Here is a 23,329-nt window from a genome sequence, read left to right on the forward strand (position 1 = left end):
GAACGACCCCTGCCCTGTGTGCGTGGGTCAGGTACCGCTTCAGATTGAGCAAAAAACGCGCCAGCCCGCCGGATCGCGACAACAAAATCAGCGGACCCTTATGCAGCAAGGCTTTGCCGGGGATGTCCCTGCGGCCGGCCAGGCATGCCCGGGCGTTTTCCCCGGGTGAGAATCAAATCAATAGGGTGGTTTATCACTTTGAGAATCGACCGGTGACGTCGGGTGAGCACCTGCCCACCCGACGGTGCAGCGGGAACTTCAGGCGCCAAACACGGCACGACCGGCCAGCTCGTGCTCGATTTCCAGCAGACGGTTGTATTTGGCGATACGCTCGGAGCGACATAGTGAGCCGCACTTGATCTGCCCACCCCCCATGGCCACGGCGAAGTCGGCCATGAAGGTATCTTCGGTTTCTCCGGAACGATGTGAGATGACATAGCCCCACCCTGCCTTGCGACAGAGCTGGATCGCCTCGATGGTTTCGGTCACCGAGCCGATCTGATTGAGTTTGATCAGGGCGGCATTGCAGGCTTTTTCGCGGATACCCCGCGCAATGAAGCGGGTGTTGGTCACCAGATTATCATCGCCCACAATCTGAATCCGGTCGCCCAGCGCCGAGGTCATGCGCCGGAAGCCATCCCAGTCATTTTCATCATGGCTGTCCTCGATCGAGACGATCGGATAGCGATCCACCCAGTCCTGAAACAAGGCAACCAGTTCCTCGGCACTCTTCTCCCCCTGACCACTGCGGCTCAGACAGTAGCGCCCGTCCAGATAAAAGGAGCTGGCCGCCGGATCCAGCGCAATGGCCATATCGCGGCCCGGGACATAACCGGCCCGCTCGATGGCCTCGACGATCAGGTCGCAGGCTTCTTCATTACGCTTGACCTTGGGTGCGAAACCGCCCTCATCGCCGACACTGGTGGCATAACCGCGCTCTGCCAGCATGCCTTTCAGGACATGAAAAGTTTCTGCGCCATAGCGCAGGGCCTCGGCAAAGCTCGGTGCGCCAATGGGATAAATCATGAACTCCTGAAAATCGAGCCCCGAATCAGCGTGCTTGCCACCGTTGAGCACATTCATCATCGGCTTGGGCAGGTGCACTGCACCGACACCACCAAGATAGGCATACAGGGGCAGACCCGCCTGGCGGGCCGCTACCCGCGCCACCGCCTGGGAGACGCCCAGAATGGCATTGGCGCCCAGCTCCGCCTTGTTGTCCGTGCCATCCAGCTCGATCATACGGTAATCGATATCCGCCTGATCTCGCGGGTCGCGCCCCTGCAGCAGCGGCGCAATGTGTCGATTGACGTTGTCGATGGCTTTTAATACGCCTTTGCCACCATAGCGCTGCGCATCGCCATCACGCAGCTCAACCGCCTCGTTTTCGCCCGTTGAAGCGCCGGAAGGCACCGAAGCACAGGCAGTCAGGCCGTTGTCCAGCCGGATATTGACCCGCAGTGTCGGATTGCCCCGCGAGTCGAGGATCTCCAGCGCCTGAATGGTTTGAATGGTTACCGTCATCGTTCAGTCCTCCTGTCGGCTCAAGCCTGTTGCGGGCATGTGAAGCCGTATTCGATCGGCATCTTGATGTAAAAGAGATTGAGATGCTCCTGCTGCAGCCGGGCCAGCAAGACCGGCAAGTGGTCTTCGCTCATGGCGAGCGTGACCGCCACCGGCTGGTCACCCAGCTCGAAAAACCGGGCCGCATGGATTTTGTGATCCCGCCCCAGTCCTTCTGCAGCCGTCACCATGGTGGCGCCCTCCAGATTCAATTTCCGGGCTTCGCGAACCAGCCACTCGGCCACCGGGAAGCCGGCATGACTGCGGTTTTGCTGGGTAAAAAACGTGACTTGATAACCGTTCATGATATTTCTCCGAAATTCAGGCGTGTTTGATGGCAATGATCGTGGCAATGCCCAGTGAGGTCATCAGGACGGAGCCGATGACATGGAGACCGATTTCACCCGCGGCCCACAGCAAGCGACCTTGCTGTATGAGTGTCGTGACTTCGGCGGAAAAGGTTGAGAAGGTGGTCAGACCACCGAGAAAACCGGTAATGACCAGCAGACGCCAGACCGGCGACACATCGGGATGATTGGCAAAGAAAGCGACAGCAAGGCCGATCAGATAGCCGCCGATGAGGTTGGCTGCCAGCGTACCAGGGGGAAGCGTGGGAAACAGGGTATTGAGCGTCAGGCCGAGCACCCAGCGCAGAACAGAACCCAGGGTGGCACCAACACTAATGGCAAGCAGAGAGTAGAGCATGACAACATTCCTTGTAGGGCGCGATGAATACACGCTGCTCTTGCTCAGAGCAGGTCTATAGACATCATCAGCCACCAGGCGGTTACAAGGAGGAATGTCATCTCCGAAGCCAAATATACACCCGACGAAAAAAAATGAAAACCGGGTAATCGTTAAGAATCATTCTGGCTGGCGATTGTGCCGGATGGTGGCGCCCGGCAAGGCACAAGAGAATTTCTGTTTTTAAATCAATGCCATTCACTTTTCTCATGATTCTGCGTTATGATATCCCCCGGAGATGACATTCCTCCCTGTAACCGCCTGGTGGCTGATGATGTCTGTGCCGCGCTCGAACTGAGCGCTGTCTTCAGCATGCTTGCCAGGGGGTGTCATGTTTACCCAGTTGTTCCCTTACGCTGTTTCGGCGTTGATTTCATCATGTCCTGACGTACGGCTGTCCTTCTCGGACAGACGCCCGCCGGCACGCACATTGCATTGCCGTTCAGTACAGACGGCCCTCCCCGTTAACGTACTGGCCGCAGGCGCCTGCCCGCCGCACCACCTCCCCCCTTCCCCTTGCTCCATACAGTCTGTGCAGGCAGTCGGCATCCATGGCGCCGGGAACGGAGCATCCTGAAATGAGCGCACAGATCCAGGCGATCGAGGCGCAGGAAATCCTCGACTCACGCGGCACCCCCACCCTGCGAGTCCATGTCTATCTCGATCATGGCGTGTCGGCCAGTGCCTCCGTCCCGTCCGGTGCCTCGACCGGCAGTCATGAGGCCGTCGAGCTGCGCGATGAGGACAAAAGCCGTTACGCGGGCAAGGGGGTGCTTTGGGCCGTCGACAACGTTAATCGCCATCTCGCACCACTGCTCAAGGGCCTGAATCCTTGCGCGCAGGCCGAGATCGATCACCGCATGATCGAGTGCGACGGCACCCCCGAGAAAGCCGTACTGGGCGCCAATGCCATGCTGGGCGTCTCGATGGCCGTGGCCAGGGCGGCCGCGCTAAGCGCAAATCTGCCGTTATATGCCTACCTCGGCGGCATCGGTGCCACGCACCTCCCCATTCCGATGATGAACGTGCTCAATGGCGGCAAGCATGCAGACTCCGGACTCGACTTCCAGGAGTTCATGATTTATCCGCTGGGCGCACCGAACTTCGCCGAGGCCCTGCGCTATGGCGCAGAAACCTTTCGGGCCTTGAAAACCTTGCTGGCCCAACATGGCTGTACGACCAGCGTCGGTGATGTCGGCGGTTTCGCGCCCATCGTTACCTGCAATGAAGAAGCCTGCGATTTGATCGTCATGGCCATCGAGCGCGCCGGTTATGTGCCGGGACGGGATATCGCCATCGCACTGGATATTGCCGCCAATTCGTTCTATCGGGATGGTCACTATTGCCTGCAGCGCGGCGGCCAAGGCCAAAAAACCAGCGCCGGCATGGTGAGCTTGCTCAGTCAGTGGCTGGATCGCTATCCGATCGTTTCCATCGAGGACGGACACCACGAAGGGGATGTGCAGGGCTTCCGGCAACTGACGGCCGAACTGGGAGACCGGGTTCAGATTGTCGGCGATGACCTGCTGGTCACCCATCCTCAGTACATTCAGCAAGCCATTCAGGACCGCAGCTGCAACGCAGCCCTGATCAAGCCCAACCAGATCGGCACGATCAGCGAGACCCTCGAGGCCATCCAGCTGTGTCGCCGGGCGGGATGGGGCTATGTCGTCTCTCACCGCTCAGGCGAAACCGAAGACAGTTTCATTGCCGACCTGGCCGTGGCCATGGGCGGCGGTCAGATCAAAACCGGCTCGCCCTGCCGCTCTGAACGCATGGCCAAATACAACCGGCTGCTGGAAATCGAGCGCCATTTGGGCGCCAGAGCCGTGTATGGCCGATGAATCGCAGTCACTCACTGCCGGCAGCAAGACTGCCGGCCCCTTACACCTCAAGGAGTTTTTATGAATATCGCTCACATCCAGGCCGGTGATCTGTTACCGGACAGCTTTAACGTCATCGTGGAAATCCCGGCCAACGCACTGCCGGTCAAATATGAGATGGACAAGACCTCCGGCGCCCTGTTTGTTGACCGCTTCCTCTCGACGTCCATGCAGTATCCGATGAATTACGGCTTCGTCCCGCACACCTTGTCGCAGGATGGCGACCCGACCGATGTCCTGGTGCATGCGCCCTTCCCGCTGCCGGGCGGTGTGGTGGTGCCCTGTCGGCCGATTGGCCTGCTGAAGATGGAGGATGAACACGGCATCGACAAAAAGGTGGTCGCCGTGCCACTGGATGCAGTCTGCCCGATGACGGCGACGATTCGCAGCCTGGAAGACCTGCCGCAGGCCCTGCTGCAGCAAACGCTGCACTTTTTCAGCCATTACAAGGATCTCGAAGCCGGAAAATGGGCCAAGGTGCATGGCTGGGACGATCTGGAAGCGGCCCGGGCAGAAATCATCGAGAGTGTGCAACGCTATCAGGCGCCCTAGCAAAAAGGGACAGACACCGGCTGACCGGGCTTTCGTACAGCGCGACATGGGAACGGACTGGTTCTGCCGTTGTTCCAATGGCGCACCGATTGCTGACAAGGAGATCGCATGATACGACGCCTTACCCTCCCCCTGCTGTGTCTGTTGCCCTATCAGGTCCAGGCTGGGGACGTGACGTTTCCGTTGCAACCGACTCGATGGCAACTGACGCTGCCTGCGGACCTGAGTCATGCCCCTGACCACCTCACCGTCAAGGGACTGAGCGAGCATTTCATGTTGCGGTCCCCCACGCCCCTGCCTCAGGTCGCCGAGCAGGTTAATGCAGCACAAGCGTCACTGCAGCCATACGAACGCGCCTATCAGCAGCAACGCAAAACGTTGCATGATCGGTGCGGTAGCGGTCTGCAAAGTGTAGCAGCCAAGCGGTCTGCCGCGCACGGGACAGTGTCGCTGGCCCCCTGCGCGGATCCGCTATCCGGCATCTGGCCGCTGCAGCGGCAGCCGGGAATCGCGATTGCGCTTCCCGAATAGTCTCAGCGCCCTCATCCAAACAGGCTCAAACAAAACGGCCCGCTGCCTTCGCAGCGGGCCGTCTGACCCTGGTATTTCGACTCAACCGTGAATCACCTCGGTCGACACCTGGGCAACAGGCTGGTTGCTGGCCGCAGCAACCGGGCGAGCGGCGGCATCGCGTCGCGGCAGGCAGAGGTTCATGGCGATGGCGATCAGCCCGCCGGCGCTAATCGGGTTTTCCATCAGCATGCCGATGGCCGGCGGCAAGGCGTGGAACACGTCCGGTTGATAGGAAATGCCGAGCCCCAGCCCCAGTGCCGTGGCGACGATCAGGGTTTCACGGCGGTCCAGACCGGTCGGGCCGGACAGGATGATGCGGATACCGGCCAGCGAGATCATGCCGAACATCAGGATGGTGGCCCCGCCCATGACTGGTTGCGGGATGGTGGTGAAGAAGCAGCCGACAGCCGGGAACAATCCCATCAGCACCAGAATCACGGCGATGAATTTGCCGACATGGCGCGAGGCCACCCCGGTCATCTGGATCACGCCATTATTCTGGGCGAAGGTGGTCAGCGGCAGCGAACCGAGCGCCGAGGCAATCACCGAGACCAGACCATCGGCCAGCACACCGCCCGACAGACGGCGCGTGAAGTTGTCATCATTGATCGGGCAATGCGACACGATGGCGGTCGCGGTAATGTCGCCGACGGCTTCCAGTACGCTGAGCAGATAAATCACGCCGGCCACCAGGAAGGCATGAAAATCAAAGTGAAAACCGAAGCGGAACGGTACCGGCACCGTGATCAGCGGCTTGTTCATCATGGCCGAGAAGTCCACCAGGCCGAGCGCCAGCGCCGCCACATAGCCGGTCATCATGCCGACCACAATGCCGCTCATGCGCAGCATCGGACGCTTGCTGCTGTTGACGGCGATCACCACCACAACGACCAGCAGGCCCAGACCAAGATTCTGATAGCTGCCGAAGGTCCCGTTGCCCATGGAGGCAAAGCCACCGGCAAAGTCGATCATGCCCACTTTGATCAGGCTCAGGCCGATCATCAGCACGACCACGCCGCTGACCGTCGGGGTAATCACGCGCTTCAGATAGGGCAGGACGAATGAGGCGCCCGCCACCAGGAAGGCGCCGACAAAGGACACCCCGAGCAAGGTCGACATGATCAGGTCTTCGTGCAGGCCGTCTTTGCGCATGGCGCTGCCCAGCGCAATCATCACGGTCACAAAGGAGAAATTCACTGACTGAATCGACAACAGGCCAGAGCCGACGCGGCCATACCGATTCACCTGCAGCCAGGTACCGATGCCGGAGGCAATCATCGCCATCGACACCAGATAGCCGGTCGTGCTGCTCGACAGCCCGAGCGCGCCGCCGACAATCAGTGCCGGCGCCACCATGGGTACCAGAATCGCAAACAGGTGAGTCAGGGCCCCGGTCAGGGTCTGCAGAAACGGGGGTTTGTCATCAAGGGAAAAAATCAGGTCAATCTCACCGCCAGGCATGTCAGACATTTCTTCACTCCCTGCAAAGAAAATCAAAAGAAAACGGTGCAGGCCGACGGCACAAAACCACGATGCGCAGGCCAGGGTTGCACCGACTTCAGCAAGAAGCAGGCCAGCCATGACAAAGCAATGAAATTCCGCGAGAAAACCTTGCAGGGGCAAGGTATGCTGCCGCCACGGGGCGGACATGGCGCAATTTTGTTTTTATATCAAGCGAATGGGTTGTATCAGTTTGAGAGGTTCGGCCTGACACGATGATGTCAGGCCGACAGACTTCTGCGGGCAGATCAGGGGGTCACAAGATGCAAAATGGCTTCCAGCACACCGCCACCAATGGCTCGCGCCTTGTCAGAAACGGTAGTGTAATCGGCCCGGGCTCCTCGCGGATCGATATCGCCGATCTTGAAACCTTCGGGTACGGCAATATCGTCGTGCAGCAGACCGCGCACCATGCCGGCCATCGGGGCCGGTACGGGTGCCTCACCCACCCAGGCCATGATATCGCCCTCCTGGACCAGCTCACCCAGCCGTACATTGGCGCGGAACACCCCGGCCACCGGAGAGCGGATGACCCGCTCGCTGGTAAAGCCTTCGATATTGCCCGGCACGCCGGTGTTCGGTGCCGCCGCGCCCTGGTAGATCACCCGGCCGAGGTAGTGGCCGCGGTTGGTTTCGATCACGGCATCACAGTCACGACCGGCTTCGAAGCCCGGTCCGAGGGCAATGGTGCAGGGCGCCATGTCACGCCGGGTACCCAGATTGCGTTTGGCCAGGATAGCGTCGACCAGCACATCCGGCTTGAGCGCCTCGAGGCATTCGGCATGCTCGTCGACCAGCAGCGGGATGATGCCCTTGTCGAGCAGGCTCATGGCCTCGGGCAGCGAGTGGGCCAGCTTGCCCTGCACGCCCTCCACCATGGTTTCGCCGTCGAACATGGCCTGGGCGAAGGCCACACTGCGCCGGATCACGGTCGGCCGGGCCAGATCCAGCATCAGCACGCGCATGCCGGCCTGGTGCAGGCGCAGCGCCACACCGCTGGCAATATCGCCCGAGCCACGCATCACCACCAGGCGATGCCGGCGCAGTCCATCCTGCTTGAGGCCGCCCGGGGCGCCATGCCGCACCTGCAGCAGATGCGCCAGGATGCTGATGGCGATTTCTTCCGGTGTCTCTGCACCAATGTCATAGCCAATGGGCGCGTACAGGCGTTGCAGGCAAGCCTCCGGGGTACCGGCTTCGCGCAGCGCCTGGATGAAAGTCAGTGTCTTGCGCCGGCTGGCCAACAGGCCAAGATAGGCCAGGGGACGCTCAATCAGCTTATCCAGCGCTTCCTTGTCCTGATGGTTGGTGGCAATGATGACCTGGGCATCGGCCTCGAGCGGCAGGCGGTCGAGCAATTCGCTCATGGTCTCGCCATGGGCGAGCTGCGTACCGGCGGGAAACAGCGCTGCATCCAGATTGCCGGCAAAGGTATCGCCGACATGAATCTCATAACCCAATGGCGCAGCCGCCTGCGCCAGGGCGCGATTGACGTGACCACCGCCGATCAGCACCAGCCGCGGCCGCTGGCCGAAAACCTCGATATAGACCGACATGGCCCCGCCGCAATCCGAGCCGACGGCATGTTCGCCGGTACGGGTCATGCGGCCGTGAACCATGCGTGGCGCACGGGCGATGATGGCCTGCATGGCCTCTTCGATCACGCGACGCTCAATCATGCCGCCACCAATGGTGCCTACCGTCCTGCCATCGGCTTCGATCAGCATCTGACCACTGTGGCGCGGTGTCGAGCCCCGACTTTCTACGATATGCGCCAGGGCAAACGGACGATTTTCCTGTTCCAGCCTGGCTGCATGAGCAAACAGATTCATTCGGCACACCTCTCCTGTCAGCGCACCGCTCCGGGCGGCGCCCTACTTCAACAGCAAATTCTGCGCCAGTGTCCCGCCAGGCTGTCGTATCAGCCTGGCACGTACACCGCTATAATCGGCGACACTGATTTCATATCAAGCCAATCTCGCCATGTATCACTTTGAGAATGCCATCCATGTCCAGTCCTGCCCGGACGAAGCCAGCTGGCTGGCTTGCCTGGGGCCGCTGACACCCGGCGACTGCCGGCTGATCAGCCTGTGCGGTGCCGGCGGCAAAACCTCGACACTGTTCTGGCTGGCCAGGGTGTTGCAGCAGCAAGGCTTGAACGTGCTGCTGAGCACCACCACGCGCATGTATCTGCCGACAGCGGATCAGGTGACAAGGCTTCACTTCGGCCCCTGCCCCCCCGTGCCCGCCGGCGGCACTCAAGCCTGGTTTGCCGGCCACGATGCCAGCAGCGGCAAGGTGATCGGCCTGGCGCCGGCGCAACTGGACGAGCTCAGACTTCAGCGCCGGTTCGACGTGATTCTGGTCGAGGCTGATGGCGCTCACCAGAAACTGTTCAAGGTTCCGGCGCAGCACGAGCCCTGCATCCCGGCCGGCAGCGATGTGGTGATCTCGCTGCTGGGCTCGGCGCTGCTGGGTACAGCGCTGACGCCAGACCGGGTACATCGCTGGGACGCGTTGCAGAGCTTGACCGGCATCGTCCACGGCCAGCCGCTCGACTGGGCCTTGCTGGACGGCCTGCTGTCGCACCCGCAGGGGCTGTTCAAGGGCTGTCCCGACAAGGCGCGACGCATCTGGTTCGTCCATGGCGAACACCAGCACGAATCGGCCTGGCTGGCAGATCTGGCGCGACTGCTGAGCCGGCACCCGGCCCTGACGGCAATCTGGCAGGGCGCCGTGCGGGAAACACCCGCCATCCGCCATCTGCTCCTCCCTACTCCGGCACCTCAATCGCGTACTTCTTGATCTTCCGGTACAGGGTGGCAATGCCGATCCCCAGCGCCTGGGCGGCCAGTTTCTTGTTGCCGACCCGGCTGAGGGTTTCCTCGATCATCTGCTTTTCCATGCTTTCCAGCCCGCTGTCTGCCATGACCACCGGCGGCGGCTCGGCATGAGGTGCGGCACAGGCCGGTGCCGCGGTCAGGGGGGTGGAGACCGGCGCGGCGGCCGGACGGGGCGGCACACTCTGGCCGCGCAAAATGTTTGGCGGCAGCAAGCTACAGTCGATGATGTCGCCCTCCTGGATGACATTCACCAGGTACTCCACCAGATTGCTCAACTCACGCACATTGCCCGGCCAGCGGTACTGGCTCAGCATCTGGCGCGCTTCGGCACTCAGTCCGGGATAAACGCAGCCAATGCGCCGGGTATGTTGCTGCAGGAAGTGGTGGATCAGCCGTTCGATATCTCCTTCGCGCTCGCGCAGCGGCGGCAGTTCGATCGGAATGACATTGATGCGGTAATACAGATCCTCGCGGAACTTGCCTTCGGCGATGTACTGATCGAGGTGCTGGTGCGTGGCGGCCACAATGCGGATATCGACCGGAATCGGCCGGCTGGCGCCAATCGGGGTCACTTCGCGCAACTCCAGCACCCGCAGCAGCTTGGCCTGCATGGTCAGCGGCATGTCGCCGATTTCATCGAGAAACAGCGTCCCCTGATGGGCGGCCTGGATCAGCCCCTGCTTGCCGGCACTGTTGGCGCCGGTAAAGGCGCCCTTGGTGTAGCCGAATAATTCGCTTTCCAACAGCTGTTCCGGGATGGCGGCGCAGTTGATGGCAATGAAGGGTTTGTCGCTGCGCGGGCTGAGGCGATGAATGGCCTGTGCCACCACCTCCTTGCCGGTGCCGCTTTCGCCTGTAATCAGCACGCTGGACGGGCTCTGGGCGATACGGTGGATCAGGATTTTCAGCCGCCGCATCGGCGCACTCTCGCCGATCAGACTGTCAATGGCACAGGGATCGTCGGCACGCGGCGCGACCTGGGCCACATTGGCCTGATGCGGCGACATCAGGAACAACTGCTGACCCTGAATCTGGAATAGCTGGCCGATCACCAGCGCCTGTCGCTGCCCCAGATCAACCACATGCTGGACATGACCGGACAAGCCCTGCTGACCAAAGGTGAGCGCGCGCAAGCTGATTTTCTGACCTACCAGGCTGGGATCGCAGCCCAGTTGCTGCAGGGCGATCTCGTTGGCAAAGACGACACGGTCGTGCTCGTCCAGCAACAAGCCGCCCTGGGCCATGCGGGTCATCAGCGTCAGGAACAGTTTTTTATCGCCTTCGCTCCAGTCCGGCGCGTCCAGCAATTTGGAGACAAAGATGCTGGAGATATGCCGCACATAGTCGCTGACCTCCTGCAGATTCTGCTGCAGGCGCTCCTGCTGGGCACAGGTGAGCGCGACCAGGCTGATGGCACCGATACAGACCCCATTGACCACAATCGGCACGCCGAGAAACGCCATCTCCTTGCAACTGTCTCGCGTGGCACAGCCCTGGCAGATCGGGTCTTCGCGTGACTTGATGGCGACTTTTTCGCACTGTTGCTCCATCACATAGCGCAACAGACGCGAATCCCCCTCCAGTTTGCGACCAAAACCACTGCCGAATGGCCCGGTACCAGCCAGACGAATCAGGTTGGCATCGACGATTTCAACTTCGAGCTGCAGGACATTCGCCAGCATTTTGGTAAAACGCAAAATGGTTGGCTGGATTTGCATCAACAACAGCTGATTGCTTGCTGACATCATGAACATTACCCCCTCGGGTCATGATCCACTGGCGCCATGCGATGAGTGGCGTGCGGTTCGGCCCGCGGCATTATCATCATGTAAAGACAATCAGCAGAATACGACTTTTGCGGCAGCGGTGGCACGGCATGGCCGGTTGTCGCAAAACAATCTGATCTGGGTCAGATGATTTGCGCAAAACCCGGCAAATCCGTCGCAAAAATGTAATAAGGGAATATTTGACGAGGAGGTGGCATGGGCCAGACAGGCATTCTGATCACGGCTGCCGGGCGAGGCGAGCGCTTTATCCAGGCCGGCGGCGAGGGTAACAAGCTCAATGCGGTGCTGGGGGGTAATGGCGAAGAGACTGTCTTTGCCCGCACCTTGCGCCAGGCACTGGACAGCGGCCTGCCGGTGCATGTCGTCACCCGTCCGGACAATACTGCCGTCCTGCAATTGTGCCGTGCGCTGCAAATCCCCCTGACCCTGCTGGCCAGCCACGGGCTGGGTGACTCGATTGCCGCGGGCGTCAGCGCCACGCGCCACTGGCAAGGCTGGCTGATTCACCTGGCCGACATGCCGTTTGTCACGCCGGAGGTGTTCCGCCAGGTGGCCACGGCGCTACGCGAACACGAGATCGTCCGCCCGCAGTATGGCGACCTGCCGGGGCACCCGGTCGGTTTTGCCATGAGCATGCGGGCAGGCTTGATGGCACTGACGGGCGATCAGGGCGCACGCAGCCTGCTGGAAGACAACGAAGTCTGCCAGCTGGCCATCAACGATGCGGCGGTGGTGTGTGATATCGATTTGCCCGCACATCTGGCGGGCAGAAGGTCGAATGAGGCTTAACGGCTGGCGTTGAGGTAGGCGTCGGCCATGTACACGGCGCTTTCCAGACCAAACATCGAGCGGAAGGTCACTTCGACACGACGGCCGAGCGAACGCACCTGCGTCACTTCAAACGAGGCGACTTCGCCATTATCACGATGTTCGTCAATACGAAAACCGGGTTGCAACTGACTGATTTGCATCATCATAGGAATATCCATTTCTTTGTGTATTTAGAATTTTGAATGGAGTTAACAGGCAGGGCGCAAAAACACTGTCGAGAGACAGGAGGCGCTTATGGGATTAAAACCGGAAGTACCGCTTGGAAGGGGAACGTCGAGACTTTAACAACTTATGCACAGCTTAACTCTGTCGGATACATTCTCACAAAAATTCCTTCGTGTCAAACATTTTTATATTCATCGGTCTATCTCCCCCACCCGGCAGAGCAGCACACACGTCCCCAACGCCCTCCTGAGTCACCCGCAAAAAAAGCAACCCGGCCTGGGCCGGGTTGCTTTTTTCTGCCTCGGCATTTACAGCGCGAAGCGGCTGACTTCTTTCTCCAGATCCCGCGCCAACTGCTCCAGTTGCTTGGCCGCCTCTGTCGCCAGATCGACGACGGCGGTATTTTCCTGTGCGGACTGGGCAATGCGCTCGACACTGGTGGCGACGTCATGACTGGCAATACTCTGCTCGGACAGCGCATGGTGGATTTCAGTCACGCCACGGATCATGCGTTCTGCGCCCTGATTAATCTCCTGAACCGACTCCACCGCCTGACCTGCGCGCTCGGAACCGGTCTTGACCAGTTGAGCTGCGCCCTCCATGCCGGAGATGGCCGCAGTCGCCCCACTCTGGATCTTCTCCGCCATCTGCGAGATTTCCACCGTGGATTGTGCCGTGCGTTCGGCCAACTTGCGCACCTCGTCGGCCACGACAGCAAAGCCCCGCCCCTGCTCACCGGCCCGTGCCGCCTCGATGGCCGCATTCAGGGCCAGCAGGTTGGTCTGGTCGGCAATATCGCGAACCACCAGCACGATGCTCTGGATCTGCTGCGACTGGGTGCCCAGTTCGCGGATCATCTCCTGCGCCGACAGCACGGACTGCGACAACGACTGCATGTCGGCCACCATGGCGCGCATCGCGCCACTCTCGCCCGACAGCGACTTCATCTGTTCGGAGATTTCCTTGGCCTCGCGCGCACTGTCCGAAACATGCTGGATACTGACCGACATCTCTTCGATGGCGGCGGCGACACTGGATGATGCACTGGATTGATGATGCGAGCTGGTGGCCACCTGCTCGGACACCTTCGACTGCTGCAGGGCAGCACTGGACAAGCCCTGCGACACCGTACGGACATTGCTGACGATGTTGCGCAGCCCGACGCGCATGGTCTCCATCGAGGCCATCAGACTATCCACCCCGCCGGAGGCCTTGATGCTCACGGCCAGATTGCCGGAGGCCATGGCCTGGGCCACACGGGCGCCATCACTCGGCTCGCCCCCCAGTTGCGACAGAATCGCCCGGGTGGCAGAGACCACAATCACCATCACACCGGCCATGACCACGGCCAGAATCACCCCGAACATCACCAGCGAAGCATTGAACGCCGTGGCCAGGGAGGCGATTTCATCATCGGCGGACTGCAGCGAGGCTTTCTCGATTTTCTGGCCAAAGCTGCTCAGCGCCTCGGTCATCGGCCGGTCCATGCCAGCGACCAGCTTGTCGACCACATGCGAGGCATTGGGATCCGCCTTGTCATAGTGACTGAGCGCATCACGATATTTCTGGCCGAAATCCTTGTGGGTTTGCAGCAGTCCGTCGATTTCGGCTGCCAGATCGTCATGGCCCTGGCCCTTGAGTCCTGCCTGCGCCTTGCGCAGATGCTCATCCATCGCCGTTTCACGGGTCTGGAAATTGCCGTAGTACTTGTCGAATTTAGCCGGATCATTACCGCGCAGCAGGATATCCTTCCACTCCTGCACCTGCTTCTTGAACTCCAGGCTGGCGGACTCAACCTCCAGCAAGATATGCATGTCCTCGCCGGCACGCCCAAACCCGGCGACTGCACGATTTTGCTGTGCATTAAGCTGGTATACGCCAATGGCGGCTACCAGCAGCATGCCCACGATCCCCACCGCGGCAATCAGCAACAGGACCTGTCTGACTTTAAGATTTTTCATTGTAAGTTCCTCATTGGCCCGCATCTTTATTGTTCATAGCAGCTTTTTATTGCATTCAAGCTTCAATTTAGTCGTATTTCCTCCTGACTGGATGGCATTGCCACTGGATCCGGCACTCAGCGCGCCACCACGCGCACTGCGCCGGTCGTCAATTGCCCGATGACCGCTGCCTCGGCAAATCCGGCGGCATGGAAACGTTGCAGCACCTGCGCCGCGGCAGAGGGTGCCACACTGACCAGCAAGCCGCCACTGGTCTGCGGATCGGCCAGCAGACGGCGCTGCCACGCTGGCGCGCTGTCCGGCATGTCGAGCTCGGCGGCAAAGCTTTGCAGATTGCGTTCGATGGCGCCCGGGCCGATGCCCTGCTCGGCAAACGCGCGCACGGCAGGAATGACCGGCAGCGCGGACAGATCCAGCGCCGCCCCCAATCCGGCGCCGCGGCACAACTCCAGCAAATGCCCCAACAGGCCGAAACCGGTGACGTCGGTCAGCGCATGCACCTCATCCAGGGCCGCCAGCTCGCTGCCGACCTTGTTCAGCCGCGTGGTCACATTGATCAGCGCCTGATAGCCATCGGCATCCAGCAGGCCTTTCTTCATCGCCTGAGCCAGCATGCCAATGCCGAGCGGCTTGCCGAGAATCAGCACATCCCCGGCCCGTGCACCACTGTTGCGCTTGAGTTGGGCAGGATCGACCACACCCAGTGCCACCAGGCCATAGATCGGCTCAGGGGCATCGATGGAGTGGCCGCCGGCAATCGGAATGCCGGCGGCCGAACAGACTTCTTCACCACCGGCCAGAATGGCACGGATGGTTTCCAGCGGCAGCACATTGACCGGCATGCCGACAATGGCCAGCGCCATGATCGGCGTGGCGCCCATGGCATAGATATCGGACAGCGCATTGGTGGCGGCGATACGGCCAAAATCGCGGGCATCGTCGACAATCGGCATGAAGAAATCGGTGGTAGCGACAATCGCCTGCCGGTCATTGAGGCGGTAGACCGCCGCATCGTCACTGGTTTCTGCGCCGACCAGCAAATCCGGAAAGGGTGTTTTGTCGCGGGCATCAGCTAGAATGGACTGCAAGACCGCGGGCGCAATTTTGCACCCGCATCCACCGCCGTGAGACAATTGTGTCAACTTGATTTCAGCCATTTTGAGCCCCCTTATAAACCATGTTCTTCAAGGTCGCGACCGTAGCACAGCTCGCCGCATTTGACGAGATTATCGACGTACGCTCACCGAGTGAATATGCCGAAGATCATATTCCTGGCGCAATGAACTGCCCCGTACTCGATGACGAGGAGCGTGCACGCGTCGGGACACTGTATTGTCAGCAATCCCCCTTTGCGGCCCGGCGCGTCGGCGCGGCGCTGGTGGCGCGTCATATTGCCGAGCATATCGAGCAGCATTTCCACGACCGTCCCAAGTCCTGGCGCCCGCTGATCTATTGCTGGCGTGGCGGGCAGCGCTCCGCCTCGATGGCACTGATCATGGGGCAGATCGGCTGGAGTGCCCATCAGCTGGAAAAGGGCTACAAGGCCTATCGCCAGCAGGTCTTGCTGGATCTCGAACAGTTACCGGCCAGCCTGGACTTCCGCGTGCTGACCGGCCCGACCGGTTCGGGCAAAAGCCGCCTGCTGGCCACCCTGGCGCGCCAGCAGCGTCAGGTACTGGATCTGGAGGGGCTGGCCTGCCACCGCGGCTCGGTACTGGGCCAGGTGCCCGGCGAACCGCAGCCGGGTCAGAAAGCCTTCGAGGGTGCTCTGCGCCAGGCGCTGTGCCGCTTCGACCCGTCGTTGCCGGTGTTTATCGAAGCCGAAAGCCGCCATATCGGTCGCCTCACGCTGCCCAATGCCCTGCTGGCCGCCATGCACCGTGCGCCGGCCATCCGGCTCGACGTGCCGCTGGCAGAACGGGTGCAGTTTCTGCTGCAGGATTACGACTTTCTCACCCGCGACCCGCTGCATTTGCGCTGTCAGCTGGAGCGGCTGCGGGCCCTGTATCCGCGCGAGCAGTGGCAGGCCTGGCAGGCCATGATCGAGGCCGGCCAGTTTGCCCGGCTGGTCGAGCAGTTGCTGCAGCAACACTACGACCCGCTGTATCAGCGTTCTACCAGCCGTCACTTTGTGGCCGACACTCGCAGCCTGCCTCTGGCCGATGTCAGCGAAAGTGCCCTCGAACGCGCCGCTTCTATGCTATAGACCAGTTATTCCGATGAATTTGCCACCCTTTTTCACCTCATTGTCATGACCACTACTGCCCAACTCGACTGGCCTGAAGGGCTGCCCTTCTCCACAGCTTTCGGCGATGTGTATTTCTCGCGCGACAGCGGACTGGATGAGACCCGGCACGTATTCATCGACGGCAACGACCTGCCGCAACGCTTTGCCGCACTCGAAGACAACCAGCTGTTCAGCATTGGCGAAACCGGTTTCGGTACCGGACTGAATTTCCTCTGTGCCTGGCAGTGCTTCCGCCGGCATGCCCCCGCTGGGGCACGCCTGGCCTATGTATCGGTGGAGAAATTCCCGCTGTCGGCGTCTGATTTGCGCCGGGCACTGGCGCTGTGGCCCGAGCTGGCCGATGAGGCCGGTGCCTTGTGTGCGCAGTACGGCATTCTGCCGCCGGGCTGGCACCGTTTCCTGTTCGATGAGGGCCGGATCAGTCTGACACTGATCATCGGCGATGCCACGGAAAGCCTGCAGCAGGTTGACGGCAGTATCGATGCCTGGTTTCTCGACGGCTTCTCGCCGGCCAAGAACCCGCAGATGTGGTCGGACGAACTGTTCCTGACCATGGCGAACTTGTCGGCAGACCGGGCCAGTTTCGCTACCTTCACCAGTGCGGGCTTTGTCCGGCGCGGCTTGCAGGCAGCCGGTTTCGCTGTCGAGAAGGTTCCCGGCCATGGCAGCAAGCGCGAGATGAGTCGTGGCGTCTATCAGGCAGGATCATCCGCCAGACCGTGGAAAGCCCCCTGGTACAGCCATCCGCCCCGCCCCGAAGCACAAGAACGCCATGCCGTGGTGGTCGGTGGCGGGGTAGCCGGCGCGGCCAGTGCCTGGAGTCTGGCGCGCCGCGGCTGGCAGGTCACGCTGATCGAGCGTCACCCGGCGCTGGCCAGAGAAGGATCCGGCAATGAGCAGGGCATCCTGTATGCGCGCCTGTCGCCGCATGCCACCCCGCTGACCCAGCTGGTACTGGCCGGCTATCGCTATTCGCTGACGCTCTTGCAGCAGTTGTTTGCCGGGCAGCCGGATGCCTGGCAGCCCTGCGGCGTGCTGCAACTGCCGGTCGACGAAGACGAGCGGAAAAAACAGCACGCCCTGATCAACAGCGGACTGGCCGACGGCTGGGTGGAATGGCTGGATCGCGCGGCGGCCAGCGAACGGGCCGGTGTGGCACTCCCTCAGGGCGGATTGTTTTTCCCGCATGCCGGCTGGCTGCATCCGGCAGCACTGGCCAACACGCTGAGCGCTCATCCGAATATCCGCGTCACCACCGATACCTCGGTGCTGGAGCTGTCTCGCAATGCAGACAATGATCTCTGGGTGGTGAGCGGCGAGAACGGTGCCGTTGCCCTGGGCTCAGTGGTCATTCTGGCCGGTGCGGCGGAAAGTGCCGCCTTTGACAGCACCAGCCATCTGCCACTCAAGCGGATTCGCGGCCAGGTCACACACTTGCCTGCCACGGCAGAAAGCCAGTCATTGCGGACGGTGCTGTGCCACGAAGGTTATGTGGCGCCGGCACACCGGGGACAGCACACGCTCGGCGCCAGCTTCAAGTTCAACGTCGAGCACTTGCAGCTGACCGCCGAGGAGCATCAGGAGAATCTGGCGATGCTGCGCGACATGGCGCCAGCCTTGCATCAGGCCTGCCAGGCCGACACGCTGGACCTCACCCGGCTCGCCGGTCGCGCCGCCTGGCGCTGCACCAGCCCGGACTACCTGCCGCTGATCGGCCCGGTCGCACCGCTGCGCGAATTTGTCCGCACCTATGCCAGTCTGGCCCTGGATGCATCGCTCAAGCTGGAGCACCCGACGCCCTGGGCAACCGGGCTGTATGTCAACACGGCGCATGGTTCACGCGGCATGATCACCGCGCCGCTGTCGGGCGAAATCCTGGCCGCGCAGATTTGCGGCGAACCGGCCCCGCTGCCGCAATCGCTGATGCAGGCCGTGCACCCCAATCGCTTCCTGTTGCGCAACCTGATGCGCGGCAAGCTGAACCCGAACGAATACGAGTAAACGCCCTCGCCGCCCGACCAATGAAAACGCCCCCCACCGCTGAAGGTGGGGGGCGTTTTGTCATGAACGGCGATGACTTCGCCGTTCAGCCCATCTGGCCGGCCGGACTTTCCTCTTCCTCGTCCTCGCCCAGGAAGCCGCCACTCTGATGCGCCCACAGACGGGCATACAAACCACCCCGAGCCAGCAACTGCTGATGGCTGCCCTCCTCCACCACCTGACCGCGATCGAGCACGATCAAACGATCCATGGCAGCAATGGTCGACAGGCGGTGTGCAATGGCCACCACGGTCTTGCCCTCCATCAGCCGATACAGACTGCTCTGGATGGCGGCTTCGACCTCGGAATCCAGCGCACTGGTGGCTTCGTCCAGCAGCAGGATCGGGGCATCTTTCAGCATGACGCGCGCAATGGCGATACGCTGACGCTGGCCACCGGACAGCTTGACGCCGCGTTCGCCGACGTGCGCATCGTAACCGCAGCGCCCCTTGGGGTCGGTCAGTGTCAGGATGAAGTCATGTGCCTCGGCACGACGTGCCGCAGCGATCATGTCCTCATCACCGGCATCTGGCCGGCCATACAACAGGTTTTCCCGCACCGAGCGATGCAGCAGCGAGGTATCCTGGGTCACCATGCCCACCTGGGCGCGCAAGCTGTCCTGGCGCACGCTGCGGATGTCCTGACCGTCGATCAGGATGCGACCGCCGTCGGCATCATAAAAGCGCAGCAACAGATTGACGATGGTCGACTTGCCGGCGCCGGAGCGGCCGACCAGGCCGATTTTCTCGCCGGGGCGGATGGTCAGGTTCAGCCCGGCAATCACCATCTTGTCGCTGCCATAGCCGAAATCCACCTGCTCGAAACGAATTTCACCACGTTTGACCTGCAGGGCCGGGGCATCAGGCTGGTCGCTGATGGCAACCTTGCGCGACAGAGTGACAATGCCGTCCTGCACCGTACCGATGTTCTCGAACAGGCTGGACATCTCCCACATGATCCAGTGAGAAATCCCGTTGAGCCGCAGCGCCATGGCCGTGGCAGCGGCCACTGCGCCAATGCCGACCTGACCCTGCATCCACAACCACAGCGCCACGCCCGAGGTAACGGCAATCAGCAGCATGCTGGTCATCTGATTGACGATTTCAAACCCGCTCACCAGACGCATCTGACGGTAGGCGGTACGCATGAACTCCTGCATGGCACTGCGGGCAAAACGCGCTTCGCGCTGACCATGGGAAAACAGCTTCACCGTCGCGATATTGGTGTAGGCATCGGTGATGCGCCCGGTCATCAGGCTGCGGGCATCGGCCTGCAGGGTGGCCGCCTGGCCCAGTCGCGGCACGAAATAGGCCAGCGTCAGCACATACAGCAGCAGCCAGCCGAGGAAGGGCCAGAGCAGCATGGTATCGAAGTGCCCGACCACCGCGATCATGGTGACGAAATAGATCAGCACGAAGACCAGAATATCGGTAATGATCATCACCGTATCGCGCACGGCGAGGGCGGTTTGCATCACCTTGGCCGACACCCGTCCGGCAAACTCATCCTGATAAAAACTCATACTCTGCCCGAGCAGATGGCGATGGAACTGCCAGCGCAGGCGCATGGGAAAATTGCTGAACAAGCCCTGGTATTTGCACATGGCCTGCAGGGCCACCAGCAGGGGACTGCCGAGCAGGATGGCAGCCAGCAGCAGCAGATTGCTGCGCTCGTGCTGCCAGAGCTGGGCAGCCGGCACGCGGGACAGCCAGTCGACGACCGAACCGAGCATGGCAAACAGCAGTGCCTCGAAGGCACCGATGGTGGCAGTCAGCAAGGTCATGCAGACGATCAGGCCACGCATGCTGCGCGTGCAGAACCAGATAAAACTGAAGAAGCCGGCGGGCGGCTGGGGAGGCGGAGAATCCGGATAGGGATTCACCCGGCGTTCAAACCAGGAAAACATAAAGATCGCTCCTGTCGCAGGCGCCGCAAGGCGCCAGACCGAGGGGTTAATAGGGGTGATGACATTAGCCTATTCAGACCAAGCGCGCAAGCAGGCGGAATCTGACAAGCACTAAACCATTGATCAGACTGACATTTTCTCCAACTCCGCCACTTGCGGCGCCAGCACCTGGCGGATCACCTCGGGCAGAGCCACCGGCTGTCCGGTCTGATAATTCACCCACACCAGGGTGACATCCCCATAGGCATAGACCGTTTCCGGATCGCCCTGCACGTAAAAATGATGCCGCAGGGTGATACTGCTGCGCCCCAGGCGCTCCAGTTCGAGGGTGATCTCGACCGTAGCCGGATAGCTCATCTGGCGACGGAAGGTGCAGGAGGTGGCGGCGATGACCGGTCCGCTCTCTCCCGGCCGGATGCCCTGCCCGATATTGTCCAGCCACTCGACCCGTACTTGCTCGAGATAGCGGAAGTAGTAGGTATTGTTGAGATGACCAATGGCATCCATGTCTCCCCAGCGCATGGGGATGAGTTTGCGGCCGATTTCCGGATAATGTTTTTCCATACCTTCCGTCCAAGAAACATTTAGTCACACTTCGTCAAACAAACGCTCAATAAACCGTATGGTTCTTTCAGAGCCCTCAGCGCATACTGACGCCAGGTCAGGCAGCGCTCTGCGCTGCCTTGATATGACCGGGAGTCGACACTCCCGGTCTCCTGAGCGAAGGTGCAATTCAGAGCCCCCTACAAGGGGCTCCTTTTTTTTGCCTGACCGCCTTTGTCACCCACGGAAAATCCTGCTAATTTCAAAGCAGCAGGTCGTCTGTCCGGCCCCCCCGCAGCACCTCCCGATTGTCATGGTTTTGTCTTACAAACCAACTATGATCAAGTATATCAATCATGATATTGGAGTGAACTGCACAGTAAACACAACATTTGCCGTTCGGACAGAAATTCCCGCTTTACAAATGAGAAAAAACGAGTCACTTTATCTATTGACTGACCGACCGTGTCATGTTGCAGCGCAAGGTGCTGCCTGTCCGGATGGTCTCCGGTACCCTTTGTACCGGCGTTTGGGGCTGTAGTAGGCAATCAACCGACAGTGAGGTACCAGGATGATTTCGCGTATCCCCCTCAGTGTGCGTCGCAAACAGGCGCGCGACCAGCATGAAAGTTTTCTGTACGCTGTGGCCAAGCCGCAGCTCAACGAAACGGAAAGGTCCAGGCAGCAAAAAGTCAGGCAGCGTGCCCATGATCGAGACGATGCCCGATTTCTCGCAGAACGTTGTGAAGATGTTTTCTGATTGATTCCAGACCAAGAGGTGACCTGCAGGGTCACCTCCTCCCGCCTCCATACCATAGTCATATAAAGCCACTAAAGATCGATGCCAAAAGCATCATTACAACTAGATATAGCGCATTTGCAACAACCTGCCCTCATTATCCTTGAAACATAATTACACATCGTATTAAGTCGATATAGGATATGCACCGAGCGAAACAACCTCCCATGGATGCGTGCACAAAAAAAGCACCACCTGGTGGGTGAATAATCATTAAAAAAAAAGCAGTTAATCCAGAATGAGGTCTACCCCCATGAGTTCGGAAAACAACGTCTCTTTCGATCCCCGTGCCTTGCGCGTCCAGCTGGATCTGAATCAACAGGAATTCTGGAGCGCCATCGGCGTCACCCAGTCAGGCGGCTCTCGTTATGAAAATGACCGACGCATCCCCAAGCCGGTGATGGAATTGCTGCGCCTGCGCTATCAGCTGGGCATCAAGCTCGACGGCATCACGGAAGAAAATGCCCCGGTCGTCAAAGCGATTGCCAGCGGCGAGCTGGACAGCACCGCCATGCGTGCCAATGTGGAGCGTATCCAGAAACTGCTGCGTGCCAGTGAGAATCTGGCGCGTGAAGCGGCCTTGCTGTCCGCCGCCGCAGAAGAACTGTTGAATCAGCCGAACTGATCATGCCCTGCCCTTGCATCGGGGATCTCACCCGATGTCTGCCAGCCATCCGATCCGACTGAATGTTGAAAACGAGGCAGAGGCTGTTCTGCAGCCCGCCAATTCATTTTTCCATAGCATGTTTGACCCGATTCCATCCTCATCTTCGGTCGCTGCAGAGCGGCTGGACGCTGAAGTGCTGTCGACGCTGCGCTCGCTGATTTCCGGCTTTGCCTCGCTGCAACGCGCCATCGAAGCCACGCGCCGCTACAGCCAGACAACAGACCCGCAGGTACAGGGGCGCGCGCTGGCCCGCTGGCAACTGCTGGCGACCATCCACCCCTTGCTGAAGCAATACATCGACCTGGGCGTCGCGCCGGGGACGCTGCTCCATGACGTTCCGCTCTTGGTGCCGGCCATTCGCCAGGCAGAGGCGGAGATCCGCGAGCGGGGCGAATTCGGGGGATGGGGAACGGGCCGGTGACGCGGAGCCGTCGGCCCTGCACCCGGTCAATGGTGAAAGTGGATGCCCTGCACCTGCATGATGGCGTCAAAGGCATCATCACTCAGCCGCCAGCCATGGCGGCTGGCGACAAAGAAGCAACGGTAACGATCCGGAATGCAGGTGTCCGGATCAGAGCCCGCCTCGACAGATAACCTGAGCAGCTCTCGGGCGGTTTCGGGATTGATTTGCGACAATTGCATGATGGGCTCCTGAAACACAGAGGATCAGATTATGCCCATGCAATATGCCCTGTTCTGAGCACGGTCAAATCGATTGCAAAAC

At 60.6% G+C, this 23,329-nt stretch carries 21 protein-coding genes and 2 riboswitches; of the genes, 9 read left to right on the forward strand and 12 right to left on the reverse strand.

The annotated features are described in order from the left end of the window. Window positions 1-258: 258 nt before the first annotated feature. From eno (AACH39_RS05335) to crcB, 3 genes are read right to left on the reverse strand one after another with little or no spacing between them, the layout of a single operon-like run. Window positions 259-1,524 carry a phosphopyruvate hydratase gene (gene eno, locus AACH39_RS05335; RefSeq protein ID WP_215782079.1) on the reverse strand — a complete coding sequence of 422 codons (1,266 nt, stop codon included), beginning with the start codon at window positions 1,522-1,524 and terminating at the stop codon, window positions 259-261. Between the two features lie 20 nt (window positions 1,525-1,544). After that, window positions 1,545-1,868 carry a DUF190 domain-containing protein gene (locus AACH39_RS05340; protein WP_215782078.1) on the reverse strand — a complete coding sequence of 108 codons (324 nt, stop codon included), beginning with the start codon at window positions 1,866-1,868 and terminating at the stop codon, window positions 1,545-1,547. 16 nt (window positions 1,869-1,884) lie between these two features. Beyond that, the gene (gene crcB / locus AACH39_RS05345) at window positions 1,885-2,268 is read right to left on the reverse strand and encodes a fluoride efflux transporter CrcB (RefSeq protein ID WP_215782077.1); all 384 of its coding nucleotides are present in this window, start codon (window positions 2,266-2,268) and stop codon (window positions 1,885-1,887) included. 51 nt (window positions 2,269-2,319) lie between these two features. After that, a riboswitch (Fluoride riboswitch) is annotated at window positions 2,320-2,382 on the reverse strand. 150 nt (window positions 2,383-2,532) lie between these two features. Beyond that, a riboswitch (Fluoride riboswitch) is annotated at window positions 2,533-2,595 on the forward strand. Window positions 2,596-2,885: 290 nt separating this feature from the next. Here crcB and eno (AACH39_RS05350) point away from each other — a divergent pair. The 3 genes from eno (AACH39_RS05350) (at window position 2,886) to AACH39_RS05360 (ending at window position 5,273) form a co-directional block, all read left to right on the forward strand. Then, a complete protein-coding gene (gene eno / locus AACH39_RS05350) occupies window positions 2,886-4,151 on the forward strand; it encodes a phosphopyruvate hydratase (protein WP_338621054.1) in 1,266 nt (421 codons plus the stop codon). Between the two features lie 60 nt (window positions 4,152-4,211). Then, window positions 4,212-4,742: an inorganic diphosphatase gene (ppa, locus tag AACH39_RS05355; protein ID WP_338621055.1), complete on the forward strand. Its 531-nt coding sequence runs from the start codon at window positions 4,212-4,214 to the stop codon at window positions 4,740-4,742. Between the two features lie 108 nt (window positions 4,743-4,850). Continuing rightward, window positions 4,851-5,273 carry a hypothetical protein gene (locus tag AACH39_RS05360; protein ID WP_338621056.1) on the forward strand — a complete coding sequence of 141 codons (423 nt, stop codon included), beginning with the start codon at window positions 4,851-4,853 and terminating at the stop codon, window positions 5,271-5,273. 81 nt (window positions 5,274-5,354) lie between these two features. Here the strand turns inward: AACH39_RS05360 and AACH39_RS05365 are convergent, their stop codons facing one another. Beyond that, window positions 5,355-6,785 carry a nucleobase:cation symporter-2 family protein gene (locus tag AACH39_RS05365; RefSeq protein WP_338621057.1) on the reverse strand — a complete coding sequence of 477 codons (1,431 nt, stop codon included), beginning with the start codon at window positions 6,783-6,785 and terminating at the stop codon, window positions 5,355-5,357. Between the two features lie 278 nt (window positions 6,786-7,063). Then, the gene (gene yqeB / locus AACH39_RS05370) at window positions 7,064-8,647 is read right to left on the reverse strand and encodes a selenium-dependent molybdenum cofactor biosynthesis protein YqeB (RefSeq protein WP_338621058.1); all 1,584 of its coding nucleotides are present in this window, start codon (window positions 8,645-8,647) and stop codon (window positions 7,064-7,066) included. Between the two features lie 151 nt (window positions 8,648-8,798). On the opposite strand from yqeB, the gene yqeC reads away from it, so the two are divergent. After that, window positions 8,799-9,620, forward strand: coding sequence for a selenium cofactor biosynthesis protein YqeC (gene yqeC, locus AACH39_RS05375; protein ID WP_338621059.1), 822 nt, complete (start codon window positions 8,799-8,801; stop codon window positions 9,618-9,620). Here the strand turns inward: yqeC and AACH39_RS05380 are convergent. Further along, complete coding sequence (locus AACH39_RS05380) at window positions 9,589-11,406, reverse strand: sigma 54-interacting transcriptional regulator (protein ID WP_338621060.1); 1,818 nt, start codon at window positions 11,404-11,406, stop codon at window positions 9,589-9,591. The genes yqeC and AACH39_RS05380 overlap by 32 nt on opposite strands. 234 nt (window positions 11,407-11,640) lie before the next feature. Between AACH39_RS05380 and AACH39_RS05385 the strand changes: the two genes are divergently transcribed. Continuing rightward, window positions 11,641-12,234 carry a nucleotidyltransferase family protein gene (locus AACH39_RS05385; protein WP_215782069.1) on the forward strand — a complete coding sequence of 198 codons (594 nt, stop codon included), beginning with the start codon at window positions 11,641-11,643 and terminating at the stop codon, window positions 12,232-12,234. Here the strand turns inward: AACH39_RS05385 and AACH39_RS05390 are convergent. The 3 genes from AACH39_RS05390 to selD all read right to left on the reverse strand — a co-directional run bounded on the left by AACH39_RS05390 (window position 12,231) and on the right by selD (window position 15,559). Next, window positions 12,231-12,422 carry a hypothetical protein gene (locus AACH39_RS05390; RefSeq protein WP_338621061.1) on the reverse strand — a complete coding sequence of 64 codons (192 nt, stop codon included), beginning with the start codon at window positions 12,420-12,422 and terminating at the stop codon, window positions 12,231-12,233. The two genes, AACH39_RS05385 and AACH39_RS05390, sit on opposite strands and share 4 nt — an antisense overlap. Window positions 12,423-12,749: 327 nt before the next feature. Then, complete coding sequence (locus tag AACH39_RS05395; RefSeq protein ID WP_215782067.1) at window positions 12,750-14,402, reverse strand: methyl-accepting chemotaxis protein; 1,653 nt, start codon at window positions 14,400-14,402, stop codon at window positions 12,750-12,752. A gap of 116 nt (window positions 14,403-14,518) precedes the next feature. After that, on the reverse strand, window positions 14,519-15,559 hold the full coding sequence (gene selD / locus AACH39_RS05400; protein ID WP_338621062.1) for a selenide, water dikinase SelD: 1,041 nt from the start codon (window positions 15,557-15,559) through the stop codon (window positions 14,519-14,521). 20 nt (window positions 15,560-15,579) lie between these two features. Between selD and mnmH the strand changes: the two genes are divergently transcribed. Then, the gene (mnmH, locus tag AACH39_RS05405) at window positions 15,580-16,608 is read left to right on the forward strand and encodes a tRNA 2-selenouridine(34) synthase MnmH (protein WP_215782065.1); all 1,029 of its coding nucleotides are present in this window, start codon (window positions 15,580-15,582) and stop codon (window positions 16,606-16,608) included. A 45-nt stretch (window positions 16,609-16,653) separates the two neighbouring features. Then, complete coding sequence (gene mnmC, locus AACH39_RS05410; RefSeq protein WP_338621063.1) at window positions 16,654-18,651, forward strand: bifunctional tRNA (5-methylaminomethyl-2-thiouridine)(34)-methyltransferase MnmD/FAD-dependent 5-carboxymethylaminomethyl-2-thiouridine(34) oxidoreductase MnmC; 1,998 nt, start codon at window positions 16,654-16,656, stop codon at window positions 18,649-18,651. An 85-nt stretch (window positions 18,652-18,736) separates the two neighbouring features. Here the strand turns inward: mnmC and AACH39_RS05415 are convergent, their stop codons facing one another. Together AACH39_RS05415 and AACH39_RS05420 are read right to left on the reverse strand one after the other, a co-directional pair. Further along, on the reverse strand, window positions 18,737-20,596 hold the full coding sequence (locus tag AACH39_RS05415; protein WP_215782063.1) for an ABC transporter ATP-binding protein: 1,860 nt from the start codon (window positions 20,594-20,596) through the stop codon (window positions 18,737-18,739). A 123-nt stretch (window positions 20,597-20,719) separates the two neighbouring features. Next, a complete protein-coding gene (locus AACH39_RS05420; RefSeq protein WP_215782062.1) occupies window positions 20,720-21,160 on the reverse strand; it encodes a thioesterase family protein in 441 nt (146 codons plus the stop codon). A 1,031-nt stretch (window positions 21,161-22,191) separates the two neighbouring features. On the opposite strand from AACH39_RS05420, the gene AACH39_RS05425 reads away from it, so the two are divergent. Then, the gene (locus AACH39_RS05425) at window positions 22,192-22,563 is read left to right on the forward strand and encodes a transcriptional regulator (RefSeq protein ID WP_215782781.1); all 372 of its coding nucleotides are present in this window, start codon (window positions 22,192-22,194) and stop codon (window positions 22,561-22,563) included. A 34-nt stretch (window positions 22,564-22,597) separates the two neighbouring features. After that, window positions 22,598-23,026, forward strand: a complete 429-nt coding sequence (locus AACH39_RS05430) for a hypothetical protein (protein WP_215782061.1) — start codon at window positions 22,598-22,600, stop codon at window positions 23,024-23,026. Window positions 23,027-23,052: 26 nt separating this feature from the next. On the opposite strand, the gene AACH39_RS05435 is transcribed toward AACH39_RS05430, so the two are convergent. Beyond that, entirely contained in the window at window positions 23,053-23,247 is a 195-nt protein-coding gene (locus AACH39_RS05435; RefSeq protein WP_215782060.1) for a hypothetical protein, read from the reverse strand. Window positions 23,248-23,329: the final 82 nt, after the last annotated feature.

Origin of the sequence: Paludibacterium flexuosum (assembly GCF_037076605.1) — a bacterium.
Lineage (GTDB): Bacteria > Pseudomonadota > Gammaproteobacteria > Burkholderiales > Chromobacteriaceae > Paludibacterium.

What these genes read in the sequence shown, in the direction of transcription:
- eno (WP_215782079.1), bottom strand. Translation starts at nt 1,524, where the DNA reads ATGACGGTAACCATTCAAACCATTCAGGCGCTGGAGATCCTCGACTCG.
- AACH39_RS05340 (WP_215782078.1), bottom strand. Translation starts at nt 1,868, where the DNA reads ATGAACGGTTATCAAGTCACGTTTTTTACCCAGCAAAACCGCAGTCAT.
- crcB (WP_215782077.1), bottom strand. Translation starts at nt 2,268, where the DNA reads ATGCTCTACTCTCTGCTTGCCATTAGTGTTGGTGCCACCCTGGGTTCT.
- eno (WP_338621054.1), top strand. Translation starts at nt 2,886, where the DNA reads ATGAGCGCACAGATCCAGGCGATCGAGGCGCAGGAAATCCTCGACTCA.
- ppa (WP_338621055.1), top strand. Translation starts at nt 4,212, where the DNA reads ATGAATATCGCTCACATCCAGGCCGGTGATCTGTTACCGGACAGCTTT.
- AACH39_RS05360 (WP_338621056.1), top strand. Translation starts at nt 4,851, where the DNA reads ATGATACGACGCCTTACCCTCCCCCTGCTGTGTCTGTTGCCCTATCAG.
- AACH39_RS05365 (WP_338621057.1), bottom strand. Translation starts at nt 6,785, where the DNA reads ATGTCTGACATGCCTGGCGGTGAGATTGACCTGATTTTTTCCCTTGAT.
- yqeB (WP_338621058.1), bottom strand. Translation starts at nt 8,647, where the DNA reads ATGAATCTGTTTGCTCATGCAGCCAGGCTGGAACAGGAAAATCGTCCG.
- yqeC (WP_338621059.1), top strand. Translation starts at nt 8,799, where the DNA reads ATGTATCACTTTGAGAATGCCATCCATGTCCAGTCCTGCCCGGACGAA.
- AACH39_RS05380 (WP_338621060.1), bottom strand. Translation starts at nt 11,406, where the DNA reads ATGATGTCAGCAAGCAATCAGCTGTTGTTGATGCAAATCCAGCCAACC.
- AACH39_RS05385 (WP_215782069.1), top strand. Translation starts at nt 11,641, where the DNA reads ATGGGCCAGACAGGCATTCTGATCACGGCTGCCGGGCGAGGCGAGCGC.
- AACH39_RS05390 (WP_338621061.1), bottom strand. Translation starts at nt 12,422, where the DNA reads ATGATGATGCAAATCAGTCAGTTGCAACCCGGTTTTCGTATTGACGAA.
- AACH39_RS05395 (WP_215782067.1), bottom strand. Translation starts at nt 14,402, where the DNA reads ATGAAAAATCTTAAAGTCAGACAGGTCCTGTTGCTGATTGCCGCGGTG.
- selD (WP_338621062.1), bottom strand. Translation starts at nt 15,559, where the DNA reads ATGGCTGAAATCAAGTTGACACAATTGTCTCACGGCGGTGGATGCGGG.
- mnmH (WP_215782065.1), top strand. Translation starts at nt 15,580, where the DNA reads ATGTTCTTCAAGGTCGCGACCGTAGCACAGCTCGCCGCATTTGACGAG.
- mnmC (WP_338621063.1), top strand. Translation starts at nt 16,654, where the DNA reads ATGACCACTACTGCCCAACTCGACTGGCCTGAAGGGCTGCCCTTCTCC.
- AACH39_RS05415 (WP_215782063.1), bottom strand. Translation starts at nt 20,596, where the DNA reads ATGTTTTCCTGGTTTGAACGCCGGGTGAATCCCTATCCGGATTCTCCG.
- AACH39_RS05420 (WP_215782062.1), bottom strand. Translation starts at nt 21,160, where the DNA reads ATGGAAAAACATTATCCGGAAATCGGCCGCAAACTCATCCCCATGCGC.
- AACH39_RS05425 (WP_215782781.1), top strand. Translation starts at nt 22,192, where the DNA reads ATGAGTTCGGAAAACAACGTCTCTTTCGATCCCCGTGCCTTGCGCGTC.
- AACH39_RS05430 (WP_215782061.1), top strand. Translation starts at nt 22,598, where the DNA reads ATGTCTGCCAGCCATCCGATCCGACTGAATGTTGAAAACGAGGCAGAG.
- AACH39_RS05435 (WP_215782060.1), bottom strand. Translation starts at nt 23,247, where the DNA reads ATGCAATTGTCGCAAATCAATCCCGAAACCGCCCGAGAGCTGCTCAGG.